Origin of the sequence: Enterococcus avium, assembly GCF_002891025.1 — a bacterium.
GTDB lineage: Bacteria > Bacillota > Bacilli > Lactobacillales > Enterococcaceae > Enterococcus_A > Enterococcus_A avium.
In genome coordinates this window covers 2,448,560-2,466,314 of the sequence record NZ_NBSL01000002.1, presented here as the reverse complement: position 1 = coordinate 2,466,314, position 17,755 = coordinate 2,448,560, and the positions used below count along the sequence as shown (strand labels likewise).

Below are 17,755 nucleotides of genomic sequence, written 5' to 3'. Positions count from 1 at the left end.
TTTAAGACTCTCTCTAGTTTTTTTCTTTGAGAGAGTCTAATGAGCTAGCCTTTTTTGCGTGTGGCTAGTAAAATGGACTACGGATTTCAAATATCAATCGTAAATTTAAAATGAATAGAATGAAATAGGAGTGACTTCTTTTGGAAAACCGTTATGCGATTATTTTAGCAGCGGGTAAGGGAACCCGCATGAAATCAAAATTATACAAAGTCTTGCATCCAGTTGCAGGAAAGCCAATGGTGGAACACATTATTGAACGGGTGGTTGAGACACAGCCAACAGACATCGTAACGATTGTTGGTCACGGCGCGGAAATGGTTAAGGAACAATTGGGTGATCGCAGCCGATATGCGTTACAGGCAGAACAACTTGGAACAGGCCATGCGGTGATGCAAGCGGCAGAATTTTTAAAGGGCAAACAAGGGACAACTTTAGTCATTAGCGGAGATACACCATTACTTACCACGCAAACATTGAATAATCTATTTGATTATCATCAAGGCAAAAAGGCTAGTGCGACGATTCTGACTGCTCATGCAGAAGATCCAACAGGCTACGGACGCATTTTACGCGACCATGTCGGCATCGTGGAAAAAATTGTTGAACAAAAAGATGCGACTCCAGAAGAAGCGCGAACTCAAGAAATCAATACAGGAACCTATTGCTTTGATAATGAACAGTTATTTGCGGCATTAGAAAAAATAGGCACCAATAATGCACAAGGTGAATACTACTTAACCGATATTGTTGAAATTTTAAAAAATGACGGTCAAACGGTTGCAGCTTATAAAACGGATGATTTTGAAGAATCGCTGGGTGTCAACGATCGAATCGCTTTAGCGAATGCGAATGAATTGATGCGTCGCCGTATTAATAAGCAGCACATGGTTAATGGCGTGACATTCATTGATCCTGCGACGACATATATTGATGCTGGTATCAATATCGGTTCTGATACCATTATCGAGCCAGGAGTGCAAATCCAAGGAAATACAGTGATTGGCTCTGACTGTATTATTGGTGCTCACTCGAAAATTGTTGATAGCACAATTGAAGACAAGGTGGAAATCAAATCTTCTGTCATCGAAGAAGCAATTGTGAGAAAAAATGCGGACGTTGGTCCACACGCACACTTGCGTCCAAAAGCAGATATTGGTGAAAATGCTCATATCGGGAATTACGTAGAGATCAAAAAAGCCACGATTGGTGAAAATACCAAAGTAGGCCATTTAACTTATGTTGGGGATGCAACTCTTGGAAAAGATATCAATGTCGGCTGCGGTGTTGTTTTTGTTAATTACGATGGAAAGAACAAACATCACACCAACGTAGGAGATCACGTCTTTATTGGTTCGGGAACCAATATTATTGCGCCAGTTACTATTGCTGAGAATAGTGTGACAGCAGCAGGTTCAACGATTACTGACGATATTGCTGAAGGCGACATGGCAATTGCTCGTGCTCGCCAAGTAAACAAAGAAGGTTATGCGAGTCGATTGCCATTTTAAGGGAATTCTCTTGATTTCTTAAAAGGAAATGACTAGTATTTTATTTGAAATGGTATATAATCGGTAGCGTATGCTTAAAAAGAAAGTGGAGGTCCCCATGTCGAAACATTATTTTGATCCAAGATTGAAAATTTTTGCTTTGAATTCAAATCGTCCCTTAGCTGAGAAAATTGCTGAAGAAGTTGGTGTTGAACTAGGAAAAAGTTCTGTTACCCAATTTAGCGATGGTGAAATTCAAGTAAACATTGAAGAAAGTATTCGTGGCTGTCATGTTTATGTTGTTCAGTCTACAAGTAGTCCGGTAAATGATAATCTGATGGAACTTTTGATTATGATTGATGCCTTGAAACGTGCGAGTGCCAAAACAATCAACGTCGTAATGCCTTATTATGGTTATGCCCGTCAGGATCGTAAAGCACGTGCGCGGGAACCAATTACTGCTAAGCTTGTTGCAAACATGATCGAAAAAGCTGGTGCGACACGTTTATTGACTTTAGATCTCCATGCTTCGCAAATCCAAGGGTTCTTTGATATCCCTGTGGATCATTTAATGGGTGCACCATTGATTGCGGATTACTTCTTAGAAAAAGGTATTTGCGGCGACGATGTCGTGGTTGTTTCACCTGACCATGGCGGGGTTACACGTGCACGCAAATTAGCAGAATTCTTAAAAGCACCAATTGCCATCATCGACAAACGCCGTCCGAAAGCGAACGTTGCGGAAGTGATGAACATTATTGGTAAAGTAGACGGCAAAACCTGTGTCATTATCGATGACATGATTGATACTGCAGGAACGATTACTCTTGCTGCCAATGCGTTGAAAGAAGCTGGCGCAAAACAGGTCTACGCTTCATGTACTCATCCGGTGTTATCAGGTCCAGCAATGCAAAGAATCCAAGATTCTGCGATCGAGCATTTAGTCGTAACAGATTCAATCTACTTATCTGACGAACGTAAAATCGATAAGATCGATGAAATCAGTGTGGGTGAATTAATGGGAGATGCAATCAAACGTATCCACGAGAACAAACCAGTTAGCCCACTATTTGAAACACATAAAAAATAAATGGCTCTTCGTCAATGAGTGTTGGTGAAGAAATTCAATAGAATAATCGAGATACTCACACGGCTAGACAGCTATCTTGTCTAGCCGTGTTGTTGTTCTGGCTTTAGTCAGTTGGGTAGTATTCTTAGTTTTCTTAAAATATTTTCCTCGATATAAAAAGATTCGTTCTCGGTAGTTTTGAAAGTTTCTAAAGCCATAGGCAATTCGTTTTAGTACTTTGATATGGTTATTCAAACATTCTATAGGGCCGTTGGAATAGGGAACGCGCAACGCTCGTTTGATTTCTGTTTGGTATTTCTTGAAGGTCGTGAACACTGGTTGGTAGTGCTCTGGCAACTCCTTGTAGTCTTCTTTTAGGAGCGCGACGAATTCAGGAACATCTTGTCTTCTGATAACGGAAAGAAAATCCTGGTAGACTTCATAGCCTCGCTTTAAGGAATCATCATAAGATAATAGCCGATCGACTATCTCTGCTTCTGTCAGATGATCTCGAAATGACGGACGCCAGTAGCGATGCTGACCTTTCAATTCCCACGCATTCTTTTGAAGTAGTCTCCAGTATTTCTTTAAGTGCTTCGACCGACGATCCCCTTTTTTAAAGGTCTTCATTACTTGAATTCGGTGGTTGGTAAAAGCCCGACCAATGTGTTGGCTAATATGAAAGCGATCGGCGACGATTCGGGCATTCGGAAAACACTCTTTCACCAATGTGCGATAGGGTGTATAGAAATCTGAAACCACTAGACGCACTTGTTCACGGACTTTTATAGGGTAGCGCAAGAAATAGTCGCGTAAAGGATCAAGTTGCCGATTTTCCACAATATCAATCAGTTGATGGGTTTTGCCGTCCATCATGACAAAGCTCATGGCTCCCGAGACGTTTTTCACCGATTTGAATTCATCGAAACACACCACTTCTGGTAACGGCTGGTTCAAAGAAACGGTTTTAGGCCGAAGGCTGCGAAGTATTCGAATGACAGTGGTCGGAGAAATGTGCTTCATACGTGCAATCAAAGACATAGAAATAGGCTCACTTAATAGCTCAAGAATGGCTTGTTTGACTCTGCGGGCAATGGAGCAGCGACGATCACTAACTGAATCTTCTGCTAAAAAAGTCTTTCCACAGTGTTTACATTTGAAGCGCTGTTTGTTAATCCGCACAATGGTCTTGTAGTTACTGACATCATTCAATAAGATGGATACTTTTTTCCAGCCCCATTTAATGATCGTTTGCTTATTTTGATAGTGGCAATGGAAGCATTCCTCTGGTTGATAGGTCAATGTGCCATCAAAAACAAAACATGTTTCGTCATTAATGCGCTCTTTGCGAAAGGCATCTTCATGAAAGGTAAGATTTAGGTCTAGAATATCTAGTAACTCTTTGGTAAACTCTGAATAGGACATCTTGAAACACTCCTTTGAATGGTTTTCGTCGACTTTATTCTAAAGGATTTCAAGGTGTCTGTTTGCGTTTATTAGAAAAAAGAAAAAGTATTGGCAACAGAAGGCGTCACCAACACTAGATATTATAGAGCCAAATAAATCTATTGTATGAGGTACTCCAGCTGGGGTGCCTCTTTTTGTGTCTAAACTATTTTTGAAAATTTTGTTGATCAAAGAAATTTGATTAAACGCTTTCTCACTTGATTTCTTCTGATATGATAATAAGTAGAAGAAGGAAACTGGGGAGGACAACATGCAAAAAAGAATGGATCGGATTTCTATGGCTGCGGGCTATGGAATGCTAATAATCGCTGTATTTCTTAAAATAATCGGTGGTGTGAATCAGCGATTTAGCTTGGTTGAGGTCTGGATTCGCAGCTTGATTAGCGGAAATTTTCTGCATTTTTGGCAAACGGAGTTTTCTTCAGGCATCGGTGTATTAGTTGGCACGGGTGCGTTTCTGTTATTACTGCTAGTCTACGTCTTTGACAGCTTATTGATAACCTGCCATCGAAAAATCGTCCTCTTGCAATCTGCTAAAGTTGCCTGGCTCTATTTCACAATGTTCTTCTATTTTATTTTCATTCAATTCTATTCAAGCAGCATTTGGTTGGTTCTGCTTCTTATAATCGGAGCGTTAGAATTTCTTTTAAATCGCTATTTGGATGATAAAATCGAGCGAGATCGAAAATATGCTGAGTCGCAGAAAATCGAAAAACAGCGCAACGAAGATCGTAAGCGACGTTTGGCTTTTCCAGGAAAATATCCACCAGCATTCCATCAGATTATTCGAAAAAATTTCCGTTTCTATCGTAAAAACTATTTTTTACTGATTTTTGCGAATACCTTAGTTTTCTTTGCATTAGTAATTCTTTTTTTCGCCTATCAGAAATTTAGCGGCAGTCACACCCAAGATACAGTTTTCAATAAAACGGGACTCCTACGTATTTTAATCGAATCCGGCGGTGTTCTTCTAATCTTGTTATTATTGTTCTTATCATTTATGGACGGCTTATATATTGATTTTAAGGCAAAGCACATGGAATTATTCATTCAGCTGGGAATCCGCAAAAAAACGTTTCTAATTATGCTGATTGAAGAATTTAGTCTTTGTGCTTTAGCGGGAGTGTTGATTGGAGGAAGTCTTGGCTTACTGATTACTAGAGAATTTACTAGTATCGGTTGGGCCTTATTGTTATACACAGGGTTAATTATCTTGGCGATGGCCTTCCATCAGGAAAAAATCTTGCGTTTGATTCAATTTAGGCCGCGGGAGCAAACAAAACCAGACCGGCCGAATTACCGTTGGACACCACTATTTCTGTTAATTGGCCTGCTGGCACTAATCATTACTTTCTGGTGGTTCCATCGACGGAAATCTGCTGAAACCTTGTTAGTTATTAGTACGCTAATCATTGCTTTGTGGGGGCTTTTTCTTGGTATTGGCGGTTTTTATGTAAAACGTAGACGGGAAAAAATCACCCTCATGCTTTCTCGCAATGATTTATTCTATCGTTTTCACAAAAGTATCAATGTTCTCATGTTAGTGTCCCTTTTACAAGTTTTGATAACGGGGATCTTTCTGCCTCGCGTGGTCACTTTTCAACAAACTGCTGTCGACAATTTATTTCCATATGATGTGGTAGCGAAAGTCAAATCAACAGAATTTCAACAAGTTGAAACATCGTTGAATCAGGAAAAGGCCCTGTGGAAAAGCTATCCTTTCTTTCCAGTAACGTCTGTGGACGGTGATCCGGAATGGGAAGTTTTTGGTACGGTGCGGCCGGTGATGTTTATTCAAGGACAGCATATTGGAGTGTCTGAAACAACTTATCAACAACTACGACAGGCAAATGATTTGGAGAAACAACCTTTACATTTAAAAAAAGGGCAGTGGCATGTCGTTTATCAACAGGCAATTAGTATCCGTGGACAACCGATCGATTGGGACCCGCAAAGCGTTCGACCGCGGTTACGAATTGGGACACCATTAGAGAGCTACAACACAGCCAATGTCGATGTGATTTTCCCGATGCGTACAATCAAAAGCCAAGAACGCTTGATACTAACTGGAATGTTTCAACGTGGATTACAGGAAAATATTCTAGTTGTTGCAGATGAAGAATTTGCGACTTTATCTAAAAAAGATCAACCAAATCAGTTGTTTTTGATTCACGGAGATAAAAAAATTGCTCATGCATTAAATTTTTTAAATCAAAAATATGTAGACGACAAGCGTTGGGATGATACGATCGAACCTGTATATGAAAAGACGCAACGGAAAAGTAATGTTGTCTCTGAAAATTATCTACAAGTCTTGCTTTTAATCTTTACTATAGTCATCTGCATCTTCATGAGTGTGGGATTGATAGTAGCCAAATTTGAAAGCGAAGAAACTCGTTTGATCGAACGCAGACGACTGTTGGATCAATTAGGTATGAGACAGAAAGAACAGCGAAGTGTTTTGAAACGTCAGGTTGGATTTTTCACAGTCTTGCCATTAGCTGTTGGTTTTCTGCTCAGTCTGGGTTTTATCGGAATCATGGGAAGACTGCGCTTCTTCTCGATGTCAGAATGGCTGCAGTTCGGAGGTATCTTTTTATTGGATTTTGGGATTTACTTATTCGTATGGGGAACTATCGCAAGTTTGATCTACCGCAGAATTGAAAAGTGGAGGTAAGCAAATGACGCCAATTATCAAAGCCGCAAATATTACTAAAAATTATGGACAGCAAGAAGTCTTAAAGGGAATCGATTTGCTGATCGCCCCTGGCGATTTTACTTGTATCATGGGGCGTTCTGGTTGTGGGAAAACCACATTATTGAAAATATTGGGGCTGATGCATCCACCAACCACTGGAGATGTCTTTTTTGAGGAAAGACTAACTCATGAACTTTTTCCAGATGAAATTTCTGACATTCGCAGAAGAAAGATTGGCTTCGTTTTTCAGGATTTCAATTTGATGGAAAGTATCACTGTGCGGGAAAATATTCTTTTACCCGCAATTTTGGATAAGCAAGACGTTACAAAATCGGAAGAACGAATGCAGCCATTCTTTCAAGTGCTGCGAATTGAACATCTATTGGGAAAACTTCCTCACGAGTTGTCAGTAGGAGAAAAACAACGAGCTGCGATTTGCCGAGCATTGATAAATCAGCCGCAAATTATTTTAGCGGATGAGCCAACTGGGAATTTAGACAGCAATGCGGGAGCCGAAGTAATCAACATTTTTCAGCGTATTAATCAAGAATTAGGCATCACCATTGTCATGATCACTCATGACAGCAAAGTTGCTCAAGCGGCTAGAGAGGTCATCTTTTTAAAGGACGGTCAAATCTATGATCGACTAATCAATACTGCTGGAAGCGAAGCTCAAATCGCAGAGAAAATGTTGGAAGTTTAATTGAAAGATAAAAACAAGAGAGTGCCCTGAATATCAGGCGCTCTCTTGTTTTTATTACTACTACTGGCAACCTGTCAAAAAGACAAAAAAAGGGCTCATCGGTGGGTGGCCGATGAGCAAAGGAGTTAAAAAATGAAAAAGTGTTAGGGTTGTTTGTTGGTATGTTTATATAATAGCAACGATATGTGAATTATTTATGAATGAAGCTTGGCAGAAGATTAAAAAAAATAGGTCGAAATAAAGTTCAGCAGACATTGAGCAGTAAACAGTGAAATAAATGAGGTTTCTCCGTAGTATACGTGGATCGTTTAGTTAGCCTTGTTGATCATTTGAAGGAGCAAACAAAAAAAGGGCTCATCGGTGGGTGGCCGATGAGCAAAGGAGTTAAAAAAATGAAAAAGTGTTAGGGTTGTTTGTTGGTATGCTTATATAATAGCAACGATATGTGAATTATTTATGAACGAAGCTTGGTAGAAGATTTAAAAAAATAGGTCGAAATAAAGTTGAGTTATTCATTAATAGTTAGATCAAAAAAAATAATTAAATCCCCTTATATAGTTATTTCATTCATATGTTGAAGCTTTATTTCATTGTGCAGCTAAACTTCTAAAGGAATCATAGAACAAATCTAAACAAAAAAAGAGCTCATCGGTGGGTGGCCGATGAGCAAAGGAGTTAAAAAATGAAAAAGTGTTAGGGTTGTTTGTTGGTATACTTATATAATAGCAACGATATGTGAAAAAAGTGTGAACGATGATTGTTTGAAAATTAAAAATTTTATAAAAAAATTGAATATTAATTAACTCGACAAAAATATTATAATTTATTTTCAAAAAAAGAGCTCATCGGTGGGTAGCCGACGAGCAAAGGAGTTAAAAAATGAAAAAGTGTTAGGGTTGTTTGTTGGTATGCTTATATAATAGCAACTACTTATGAATAAAATATGATGAAAGACTAGCGAAACCATTAATTTATAAAAAATAAAATACAGAAAAACTTATAGGGTTTCACACCATTATTTTAGAATTTTATAAATTATCCAATTATATTAACTAAAAGGAGTTGTTATAATTCTTTATCCCAATAATTTTATGAAATGAAAAATAAAAGGTAAAGAGGTTGTGACTGAAGTGGTCAGCTTCAAAAAGGAGTTTCCAAAAATACAATGACGTAGGAAGGGATGTTGAATGGTACCTACTCGTTGCTTTTCGAGTTTATGTGAGATTTTGGCTTATTTTTCTAAATAGCTACTTCTGGAACATCAAGAACATCGTTTATTCAGAAAAAAGAGCTATGACAAGACTTTTGTCATGGCTCTCTCGTTTTTAATAGCAATTATTCATAAACACGGTTTTTCTTGTCGTAAATATTACGCAATTCTAAATATAATGGAACAAGCTCGTTTTTTGTATAAGGAAAATCCAGTTGGAATAACGGAATATTTGGTTTTTCCTTTCTTAATAGTGAGGAAGAGCTGATAATCAAATCATAATCATCCTTCAGTGATACATCGTATGGCTCAGCATCAATGAAGCGCAGATCCTCAAGGAAACGATACAAATCACGAACGAAAATCGCATTATGTTCTAATGCAATACCAACTTTTAGATTATGTGCGTAAGGAAATTGATTAAAGTAAGGCAATAACAAACGCTTAAAGGCTCGAGTAATCATCGGATGAACCGAACTGATAAAGCTGTAGGATGGATTTTCCTTCGTCATTTGCATGAAATTTTGAATGTTCTGGAATAAAATATATTCACCGCGAGTTTGTTTAGCATTTGGGTCTAAGACTAATTCAATCATGCTTGGGAATGGCTGGCGGAAAATAAAGTAACCAAAGGTGATATTCAACATATTTGAAACAACCAATGGATCATCCATGATGTCGGGCCGATCCGGGAATAAGACTTTCTTAGCAAAGTTCCGAAATTCCGTTACAAAATCATTTACTGGATTTGGACGTGAATCAAAATCATGGAGTGCTTGTTTCATACTTTGATCGTCACGAATCGTATAGAAAGGTGAATAATGAGCTAAGAAATAAATAAAACTGGTTTCACCCTTTAATTGACGTGTTGTCATTGGCATGTCAATTAGATCGCGTAATGATGTGAAATCATAATATGGATTATCCTTCATCAAAAAATTGTAGCGAGGATCATATTTTGTGAATTTCTTTTTCTGTACTCGCACCATATTAATGCTAGTAAATAATTTGATTTCTTGAGTACCAAAGTAAGTTTGTGATAACGGAAAATAGTCTTTATAGGTATCAATTATTTTAGTTAATTGATGTTTGTCAACATTTATTGGACATTCAATTCCACGAGTTCCCAGCCATAAAAGATCAAATAAAGCTAAACGAATCAAACGTTCATCGCCGGACATACCGGCCTCTGTATATGTAAAGCGAATATTGAATCGTTTCAAGTGTTTTTTCAATTTATCGATTTTCCGAGAAACTGTGGAACGACTCACAAAATACTTTTCACAAAATTGTTCGATTGTTGGATTCGCATCATTTAAGAAGTATAGGATGAACTGGAATGGCACTGCTTGCTGCAGTAAGTGATAACGATATTCATCAACCGTGGCATTGAGGTTTTCTAGATTCAGTTTGCCGGCACGCATCATAATTGTTTCGTGATCCGGTCGTATTTCTGCTAATTCCTGATCTACTTCATTCAGTTCAATGACGCTTTGCTGGTAATTTAAATCTAAATCTTCTGACAATTGACTAATCGCTAAAATCTTTTTGGTAGATTGGTTTAAGTATTTAAAAATATTAAAACGCAAGAGGAGCGACGCATCAAACATAAGTTCCTCATATAACATCTGTTTTCCTCCTTTATTAAATTCGGTCATTAATCTGAATTTTTTTAAGCATATTTCTTCTTTATTGTACTTTATTTACCAAAACCTGTCAGTTATTAACCGATAAAAAGTGAGTAATATTATATAGGGAAAAACAATTTTCATGCTATTCTAAGAAAGAAGGTGAAAAAATGACAAAGTCGCGTTTAGAAGCATTTACCGATGGTGTCGTTGCGATCGTTTTGACCGTCCTGGTTTTAAATATTCAAATACCAGATGCACCATCACTAGCTTCCTTATTAAGCATAACCAATACACTGTTCGCCTACATTGTTAGTTTTATTTTTGTTGCTGTCATCTGGGTGAACCACCATCGCATGATGCAAATGACTGAAAAAATAAATTATCGTGTTATTTGGGCAAATATTTTTTGGTTATTTTGGCTGACTTTATGCCCAGCAGTAACCAGTTGGGTGGGTCGTAATCCAAACCATTTTTGGCCGGAATTTTCTTATGTAGTGGTCTTCACGATGTGGAGCTTTTCATACGGTATATTATCAAAGCAATTGATTAAAGCAAATAGCCCTACTAGCCACGTGGCGACTATTTTAAAACGAGATCAACGAAGCAAATTATCCATGCTGATTAACTTAGCTGTTTTGGCAGGTGTTTTTATTTTTCCGCCAATTGGAATCTTTGGTCGCTTTTTGGTTTCTGGCATTTGGGTGGTTTCTTATCGTAAAGCAGATGAATACTATCAAAAGGTATTGGGGCAAAAAAATCACGGCAGAAGCTGAGAACTTCTGCCGTTTTTTTAAGCTTGTGGATGTAATACACGGTGTAAAAATTCTTTAGTCCGTGCTTCTTTAGGATTGCCGAAAATGTCTTCAGGCGCTCCTTGTTCAGCGATCACACCTTGATCCATGAAGATGACACGATCAGAAACCTCTTTAGCAAAGGCCATTTCATGAGTAACGATTACCATCGTCAAACCGCTTTCTGCTAATTTTTTCATAATCTGTAACACATCACCAACCATTTCTGGATCAAGGGCAGATGTCGGTTCATCAAATAGCATAACTTCTGGGTTCATGGATAAAGCGCGGGCAATTGCAACTCGTTGTTTTTGACCACCAGATAGTTGCGCGGGTTTTGCATCGACAAATCGATCCATGCCTACTTTTTCCAAATTATCTAATGCGACCTTTTTCGCTTCAGCTTCTTTGCGACCTAGAACCGTTACCTGGCCACTCATACAGTTTTGCAAAACGTTCATATTGTTGAAGAGATTGAACGACTGGAACACCATTCCTAGATGGGTCCGATATTTTGGTAAATTGTATCCTGGAGCTAAAACATTCTCTCCTTGATACATGATCTTACCATCTGTAGGAGTTTCTAATAAATTGATACAGCGTAGGAAAGTGGATTTCCCCGAACCAGACGCACCGATAATGGTTACAACTTCTCCTTTGTTGACGTTCATACTGATATCTTTTAAGACGAGGTTATCGCCGAAGCTTTTTTTCAAATGTTCGATTTCAATGATACTACTCATAACTGTTCCTCCTTAATGATTTACTGATTATTTATCTTCCCCAACAGCTACATCAACATCGTCTAAACGCACATAAGCTGATGGACCATCCATTTTTTTCTCAACTGCTCGTAAGATTCGAGTCGCTGTGAAGGTCAATACAAAATAGATCACACAAATGATGAAGTAGGTCTGGAAGAACATATAGTTTGTTCCAGCTGCTGATTTTCCTTGGAAGAACAATTCGGAAACAGAAATGATACTTAAAACAGAGGTATCTTTGATATTGATTACTAATTCATTTCCAGTCGCTGGCAAAATGTTTCGTAATACTTGCGGTAGGACAACCTTACGCATTGTTTGGCCATGGGTCATACCAATGGCGTGTGCAGCTTCAAATTGACCTTGATCGACAGCGAAGATTCCGCCACGAACGATTTCAGACATGTAAGCACCAGTATTGATTGAAACGATAAATAAGGCAGCAGCGGTTCGGTTTAAATCAATTCCAAAGGCCATCGCAATTCCGTAATAAATTACGGCAGATTGAACGATCATGGGTGTTCCACGGAAAATCTCGATATAGGCATTTAGTAACCAGCCAAAGACTTTTTGCAGCCCGCGTTTTGCGCTGTTGTCTGATTCTGGAATGGTTCTAAAGACGCCGACAAGTAAACCAATCAATGTACCAACAGTCGTCCCAACGATTGCAAGTAACAGGGTCATACCCGTACCACGCAAGAACATCGAACCGTTCTGTTTCAAAATACGAACAAATACATTCTCTTTTTTACCTGAAGCGCTTTGCGTTTCATCGGTAGCTGGTTGATCTTTAATGGCTTGGTCCATAACTTCGACACGCTCGTCTTGTGAGATGTCCGCCAGGATCTGGTTAACTTGGGCCATATCAGGATCTCCTTTTCGCATCCCGACAGAAACTTGCACATCCTCTGGGTTAGTTTGGAATCCATTGGCTTTGTCGAATTCGACCATTTTTAAATCAGGGTTAACACTTTCCGCAGTCACGCCTTCAGGTCGTTCACTGACGTACCCATCGATTGTGCCTGACTCCAAAGCGACCCGCATTGCTGGGAAGTTATCCATGGCTTCCTGTTTGTTGACATCAGGGATTTGAGGGATAACATCATAATGAAACGTACTCAATTGCGCGGTGACCTTTGCACCAGCAAAATCTTTGATCGAAGTTGCTTTGGCATATTTAGTATCTTTGCGGGTGACAATAACTAATTGTGATTCATAATATGGATCAGAAAAGTCAACTTCTTTACGCCGTTCGGCTGTGGGAGACATCCCAGCAATAATCGCGTCGATCTTCCCAGATTGAAGTGCTGGTAACAGACCATCCCATTCGGTTTTTACCACGACTAGTTTACGATTCATTTTATCAGCGATTTTTTTCGCCATTTGTACGTCATAGCCGCCAGCGTAGGCTTTATCGCCTTGAATCTGCACGGCGCCATTCCGATCATCCTTTTGTGTCCAGTTGAAAGGAGCGTATCCAGCCTCCATACCGACCCGCAATTCTCCTTCAGGTGTTTTTTCATCTGCCCGAGTGACTAATGGGGCTCCTAGAAATGAAATAAATAATGCGATGAGTGCGATAACTGAAAATTTTCTTCTATTCATAATTTCTCCCTTTCTTGAAATTACGAGATTGGGTAGGGCTGTCTTTGAAAATCTGCAACAAAAAAAGCCGCCGATTCGTGTATAAGGCCGCTTGCAGATAATAAGAAGATGATGTTCCCTCTCACAAAAACATAGCGCAACTTAGCATCACTGCTAAGACAGTCCGCAAGTTATTCGCTTGCGTCCCAACATACAAAATAAAGAGAATTTTGTACATTTCGGCGAAACTTCCTAGTCCTATTTCAACGTGTCTCTACACTCCATAGGGTTAATAAGGTTCGCGACCTCTACCTCATTGTTCTGAGGCATCTCGTATTCAGTTATTATGTTTCACAGTCTAAAGGCTGAGAATGAAAAAGTCAATGGAAATCATTTGGAATAAACAAAAAAGGTGGTTGAATTTTTTAAATTATTCCATTCGAATTGTTCAGAAAGACAAAGAAATACGTTAAAGAAGCTTTTTAAGAATAAAAAGATAACTTTTATCATTTTGACAGCCCTTCTCCATTTAACCGACTAATCGAGAGCGGTTTTCTAAAAAAATATTGATTAAGGGATAAAATCGTAAATCGCTAACAAAGGATTCGTTTATTCAGATAAGGACTTTTTATTTTCCTCTAAATTTATACTATACTGATTCTTGAGGTGACGAAAATGGAGATCACAGTTGATCAAGCAGTAAAAATAATTCAAGAAAACAGAAAAATCACATTTTTAACAGGCGCAGGCGTGTCTACCCCTTCAGGTGTGCCGGATTATCGTTCGTTACAAGGCGTTTATCATGGTCTTGAAGCACCGGAATACCTATTAAGTAATGAGTGTTTAGTTCGTGAACCAGAAAAATTTTATCAATTCGTCAAACATTTGTATCATAAAGAAGCACGACCAAATAGTATTCATCGTGAGATGGCACAAATGGAGAAGACGAAGGATGTCTGGGTAGTCTCGCAAAATATCGATGGCCTGCACGCGGCTGCTGGAAGTCAACACTTGGTGAATTTCCATGGTTCGCTTTACGAGTGCTATTGTCGCAAGTGTCAGCGGTCAGTAGCGTGGCAGGATTATCTGCAAAGCGATCGTCACAAAGACTGTGATGGTCAAATTCGTCCGAAAATTGTTTTGTACGGTGAAGGATTTGAAGAGTCAGTCATCCAGCAGGCAATCGGAGCTGTAAAAAATGCCGAGCTTATAGTGATTGCAGGAACAAGCTTTCAAGTTCATCCATTTTGTGATTTAATTTATGAAAAAAGCAAAGATGCGAAAGTAGTTGTAATCAACCAAACCCCGATTCAATTAGCTGGCGAATACTATTTTGTCCAGACGGATGGAACAGCGGTTTTTGAAAAAGTATAGAGATTTTGTCGCTGCGGGATAACAACGATTTATGATCAATTGGGAGGGAACTGTGTGGAGTTAACGGAGAAGGAAAAAATGATTGCTGGTAAATTGTATTTTGCAGGCGATCCTGAATTAGTGGCCGATCGAAGAGATGCTCGTTTAAGATTACGTGCGATTAATCAAGAATCAGATAGAGAAAAGCGTGAAGAATTCGTAAAACAGGCGTTTGGCGGGACAAAGAACCATGTCTATGTAGAACCAACGATTTCTTTTGATTATGGCTACAATATTTTTGTAGGTGAGAATTTTTATTGTAATTTCCACAACGTCTTTTTAGACATTTGTCCGATTACAATCGGTGATAATTGTATGTTTGGACCAAATGTTCAATTGTATACGGCAAGTCATCCGTTAGAACCTGGAAAACGTAATAGCGGTCAGGAGTTTGGCAAGCCGATCACCATCGGCAATAATGTTTGGATTGGTGGCTCAGCCATAGTGACTCCAGGAGTAACAGTAGGGGATAATGTAGTTATAGCCGCGGGCGCTGTTGTAACTAAATCTTTCCCAGATAATGTAGTGGTTGGTGGAAATCCGGCGCGAATCATCAAAACGATCGAAGAGGAAAACAAAGACGATGTACTGACTAATGCACGAAAAAAAATTGATCGGATTGATCAAGAAATCGTGACGCTTTTAGAAAAACGGATGTCAGCTGTCAGCGAAGTCACTGCGTATAAAGCTGAAACAAAGAAAGCTGTTTTAGATACTAGTCGTGAAGAGGCGGTTTTACAAAAGGTTTCGGATTTAGTGAAAGATGAGAATTATCGTGAGACAATTGTTGAAACCTTCAAAGACATTATGAAACAGTCAAGAAACTATCAAGAAGGGCGGTTGAGATAATATGATCGACGGCGATAGACGTAAAGCCGAGATTTTAAAGGCGCTGCAACAAGCTGAAAAACCGATCAGCGCTACAAGCTTTGCAAAAGAATTTGGTGTGAGCCGTCAGATCGTAGTCGGCGATGTGGCCTTATTACGAGCCGCAGGGGAGAATATCATCGCTACTGCTCGAGGGTATTTGTTAGAACGCGAATCAGCGAAATTAATCAGTAAAATTGCCGTTCAGCATTCTCCTGAACAGACGGCAGAAGAATTACACACAATCGTTGCACACGGTGGTGAAGTTATTGATGTAGTAGTTGAGCATCCGTTGTATGGAGAGCTGGTTGGAGGCTTGCATTTGACTACTCAACAAGATGTGGAGGCCTTTGTTGCAGAAGCAAAAAGACTCGAAGTGACTCTTTTGTCTGAGTTGACCGCAGGGATTCATCTACATACCATCGCATATGAAGCAATAGAGAATTTAACCGAAATTAAACAAGCACTTTCAGAAAAGGGTATTTTATATGAAGAAAACCGTCACGTGTAAACGTGACGGTTTTTGACAGTCGAACTTTTTTACAGCAATCTCTTAGGTGAGACTAATTTAACGGTTTAAGTCCCTTAAAAGAAACAAGTGGTTTAGTTCGATGATATGCGTAGTGAGAAAAGTATTCAAATTTCATCGGAAAATGTACACCTTAAAAACGAATTAGCGGTTACTCGATAACTAAGACGCCATCTTTTAAGTGCAACGGATTTTTTTCATTGATATGGTCATAGAACATGATGCCATTGATATGATCAATCTCGTGTTGGACCACGATCGCATTATAGTTTTTTAGACGAATTTTATGTTTCTCGCCTTTTTCGTCAAAATAAGAAACAGTGATACGCGCGGCACGAACGACATATCCAGGCACTTCACGATCGACTGATAAGCAGCCTTCGCCTTCTCCCAAGCAAGCTTCTTGAACTGAGTGGCTCAAGATTTTTGGATTATACATCACCGTACTAATGCCGTTTTCCGGTTTTTCAGGATCAACGCTAGGAACATGAACTGCGATAATCCGTTTTGAGATATCTAATTGGGGAGCTGCTAAACCCACACCTCCGCGTAGATTCAATTCTTCTGCCTTTACAGGATCTTGGCTATTTTTTAGAAATTGCAGCATTTCCTTTCCAAGCTCCACATCTTCAGCAGTTGGAGGAATCGGGACTTCATTGGCAACTGCCCGTAAAGTCGGATGGCCTTCCCGAATAATATCATCCATTGTGATCATTAAAAAATCTCCTCTCAAGACATGATTTCATCACGTTAGTTTAACACAAAAAGTAAGTAAGGTAAAAAAACTGTTTTCATGAATACGGTTCTTTAAAAAAATTGTAATGATTCTAGAAATAAGCGTTAAATTGGTATACAGCTTGATTTTTTAATACAAATCGAGTAAAGTGTTAGAGTGTGCATAGCGCACCACCTATCACTTGGTTGGGCGATTCACCAACGCTCTACTCAGTCGTAGGAAGAAAAAAAGGAAGAGGTGAAAAAACATGGCATTATCAAAAGAACGTAAAAACGAAATCATCAATGACTTTGCTCGCCATGAAGGAGATACTGGTTCTCCAGAAGTACAAATCGCTGTATTAACGGAAGAAATCAATCAACTAAATGAGCATGCACGTGTCCACAAAAAAGACCACCATTCATATCGCGGTCTAATGAAAAAAGTTGGTCATCGTCGTAACTTGTTGGCTTACCTACGTAAGAACGAAGTTCAACGTTACCGTGAATTAATCCAACGTCTAGGACTACGTCGTTAATTCGTACTACTATTAAAGTGAGGTTCCTAGGAATCTCACTTTTTTTGACAGTTAGGCTTTTCGCAGTAGCGAAAGTGTGAGTTCTTTCAATAGTTTTATGCACTGTATTGAACAGGTAGTTTAGCCTAATGTTATGCGTACGAAAACCAACTGAATTTTTACGTTAGAAAAATTCATACAGTAGTAATGAGCTAGCTGCTAATTAAACTTTCCCCAGTTCGCAAGGTTTGATTATAGTAAATTTAGCAGAGACAATCCTGAGCTTGACTCAGAAAAAATAAAAAACCTT

14 protein-coding genes and 1 riboswitch are annotated in these 17,755 nt (G+C 39.0%); of the genes, 9 read left to right on the top strand and 5 right to left on the bottom strand.

Annotation, left to right across the window (positions count from 1 at the left end):
• The first annotated feature begins 140 nt into the window (after window positions 1–140).
• Together glmU and AUF14_RS12365 are read left to right on the top strand one after the other, a co-directional pair.
• Entirely contained in the window at window positions 141–1,508 is a 1,368-nt protein-coding gene (gene glmU, locus AUF14_RS12370; RefSeq protein ID WP_049219225.1) for a bifunctional UDP-N-acetylglucosamine diphosphorylase/glucosamine-1-phosphate N-acetyltransferase GlmU, read from the top strand.
• A gap of 97 nt (window positions 1,509–1,605) precedes the next feature.
• Window positions 1,606–2,577 (top strand): ribose-phosphate diphosphokinase, encoded by a 972-nt coding sequence (locus AUF14_RS12365; protein WP_016179446.1) that lies wholly within the window; start codon window positions 1,606–1,608, stop codon window positions 2,575–2,577.
• Between the two features lie 63 nt (window positions 2,578–2,640).
• Here AUF14_RS12365 and AUF14_RS12360 read toward each other — a convergent pair whose 3' ends face one another.
• Window positions 2,641–3,981 (bottom strand): ISL3 family transposase, encoded by a 1,341-nt coding sequence (locus tag AUF14_RS12360; RefSeq protein WP_102866054.1) that lies wholly within the window; start codon window positions 3,979–3,981, stop codon window positions 2,641–2,643.
• Between the two features lie 292 nt (window positions 3,982–4,273).
• Here AUF14_RS12360 and AUF14_RS12355 point away from each other — a divergent pair, with 292 nt between their 5' ends.
• Together AUF14_RS12355 and AUF14_RS12350 are read left to right on the top strand one after the other, a co-directional pair.
• A complete protein-coding gene (locus tag AUF14_RS12355; RefSeq protein ID WP_049219227.1) occupies window positions 4,274–6,700 on the top strand; it encodes a hypothetical protein in 2,427 nt (808 codons plus the stop codon).
• Window positions 6,701–6,704: 4 nt separating this feature from the next.
• Complete coding sequence (locus tag AUF14_RS12350; RefSeq protein WP_016179448.1) at window positions 6,705–7,424, top strand: ABC transporter ATP-binding protein; 720 nt, start codon at window positions 6,705–6,707, stop codon at window positions 7,422–7,424.
• Window positions 7,425–8,759: 1,335 nt separating this feature from the next.
• On the opposite strand, the gene AUF14_RS12345 is transcribed toward AUF14_RS12350, so the two are convergent.
• Window positions 8,760–10,262, bottom strand: a complete 1,503-nt coding sequence (locus AUF14_RS12345) for a helix-turn-helix domain-containing protein (RefSeq protein WP_016179449.1) — start codon at window positions 10,260–10,262, stop codon at window positions 8,760–8,762.
• 170 nt (window positions 10,263–10,432) lie between these two features.
• Here AUF14_RS12345 and AUF14_RS12340 point away from each other — a divergent pair, with 170 nt between their 5' ends.
• Window positions 10,433–11,038 (top strand): TMEM175 family protein, encoded by a 606-nt coding sequence (locus AUF14_RS12340; protein ID WP_048717867.1) that lies wholly within the window; start codon window positions 10,433–10,435, stop codon window positions 11,036–11,038.
• Between the two features lie 17 nt (window positions 11,039–11,055).
• Here the strand turns inward: AUF14_RS12340 and AUF14_RS12335 are convergent, their stop codons facing one another.
• Entirely contained in the window at window positions 11,056–11,799 is a 744-nt protein-coding gene (locus tag AUF14_RS12335; protein WP_016179451.1) for an amino acid ABC transporter ATP-binding protein, read from the bottom strand.
• A gap of 27 nt (window positions 11,800–11,826) precedes the next feature.
• Window positions 11,827–13,425 (bottom strand): ABC transporter permease subunit, encoded by a 1,599-nt coding sequence (locus tag AUF14_RS12330; protein WP_048717818.1) that lies wholly within the window; start codon window positions 13,423–13,425, stop codon window positions 11,827–11,829.
• A gap of 124 nt (window positions 13,426–13,549) precedes the next feature.
• Window positions 13,550–13,723: riboswitch (Lysine riboswitch) on the bottom strand.
• A gap of 356 nt (window positions 13,724–14,079) precedes the next feature.
• On the opposite strand from AUF14_RS12330, the gene AUF14_RS12320 reads away from it, so the two are divergent.
• The 3 genes from AUF14_RS12320 to AUF14_RS12310 are packed head-to-tail and all read left to right on the top strand — an operon-like array spanning window position 14,080 to window position 16,195.
• Window positions 14,080–14,778, top strand: a complete 699-nt coding sequence (locus AUF14_RS12320) for an NAD-dependent protein deacylase (RefSeq protein WP_048717820.1) — start codon at window positions 14,080–14,082, stop codon at window positions 14,776–14,778.
• Window positions 14,779–14,832: 54 nt separating this feature from the next.
• The gene (locus tag AUF14_RS12315; RefSeq protein WP_082158472.1) at window positions 14,833–15,666 is read left to right on the top strand and encodes a chorismate mutase; all 834 of its coding nucleotides are present in this window, start codon (window positions 14,833–14,835) and stop codon (window positions 15,664–15,666) included.
• A gap of 1 nt (window position 15,667) precedes the next feature.
• Window positions 15,668–16,195 (top strand): transcription repressor NadR, encoded by a 528-nt coding sequence (locus tag AUF14_RS12310; protein ID WP_016179455.1) that lies wholly within the window; start codon window positions 15,668–15,670, stop codon window positions 16,193–16,195.
• Between the two features lie 169 nt (window positions 16,196–16,364).
• Here AUF14_RS12310 and def read toward each other — a convergent pair whose 3' ends face one another.
• A complete protein-coding gene (gene def, locus AUF14_RS12305; protein ID WP_016179456.1) occupies window positions 16,365–16,928 on the bottom strand; it encodes a peptide deformylase in 564 nt (187 codons plus the stop codon).
• A gap of 268 nt (window positions 16,929–17,196) precedes the next feature.
• Here def and rpsO point away from each other — a divergent pair, with 268 nt between their 5' ends.
• Window positions 17,197–17,466: a 30S ribosomal protein S15 gene (rpsO, locus tag AUF14_RS12300; RefSeq protein WP_010742732.1), complete on the top strand. Its 270-nt coding sequence runs from the start codon at window positions 17,197–17,199 to the stop codon at window positions 17,464–17,466.
• Window positions 17,467–17,755: the final 289 nt, after the last annotated feature.

Coding starts and splice junctions, on each gene's coding strand:
- AUF14_RS12320 (WP_048717820.1), top strand. CDS start 14,080: ATGGAGATCACAGTTGATCAAGCAGTAAAAATAATTCAAGAAAACAGA.
- def (WP_016179456.1), bottom strand. CDS start 16,928: ATGATCACAATGGATGATATTATTCGGGAAGGCCATCCGACTTTACGG.
- AUF14_RS12310 (WP_016179455.1), top strand. CDS start 15,668: ATGATCGACGGCGATAGACGTAAAGCCGAGATTTTAAAGGCGCTGCAA.
- AUF14_RS12365 (WP_016179446.1), top strand. CDS start 1,606: ATGTCGAAACATTATTTTGATCCAAGATTGAAAATTTTTGCTTTGAAT.
- AUF14_RS12330 (WP_048717818.1), bottom strand. CDS start 13,425: ATGAATAGAAGAAAATTTTCAGTTATCGCACTCATCGCATTATTTATT.
- AUF14_RS12345 (WP_016179449.1), bottom strand. CDS start 10,262: ATGTTATATGAGGAACTTATGTTTGATGCGTCGCTCCTCTTGCGTTTT.
- rpsO (WP_010742732.1), top strand. CDS start 17,197: ATGGCATTATCAAAAGAACGTAAAAACGAAATCATCAATGACTTTGCT.
- AUF14_RS12360 (WP_102866054.1), bottom strand. CDS start 3,981: ATGTCCTATTCAGAGTTTACCAAAGAGTTACTAGATATTCTAGACCTA.
- AUF14_RS12355 (WP_049219227.1), top strand. CDS start 4,274: ATGCAAAAAAGAATGGATCGGATTTCTATGGCTGCGGGCTATGGAATG.
- AUF14_RS12350 (WP_016179448.1), top strand. CDS start 6,705: ATGACGCCAATTATCAAAGCCGCAAATATTACTAAAAATTATGGACAG.
- AUF14_RS12340 (WP_048717867.1), top strand. CDS start 10,433: ATGACAAAGTCGCGTTTAGAAGCATTTACCGATGGTGTCGTTGCGATC.
- AUF14_RS12335 (WP_016179451.1), bottom strand. CDS start 11,799: ATGAGTAGTATCATTGAAATCGAACATTTGAAAAAAAGCTTCGGCGAT.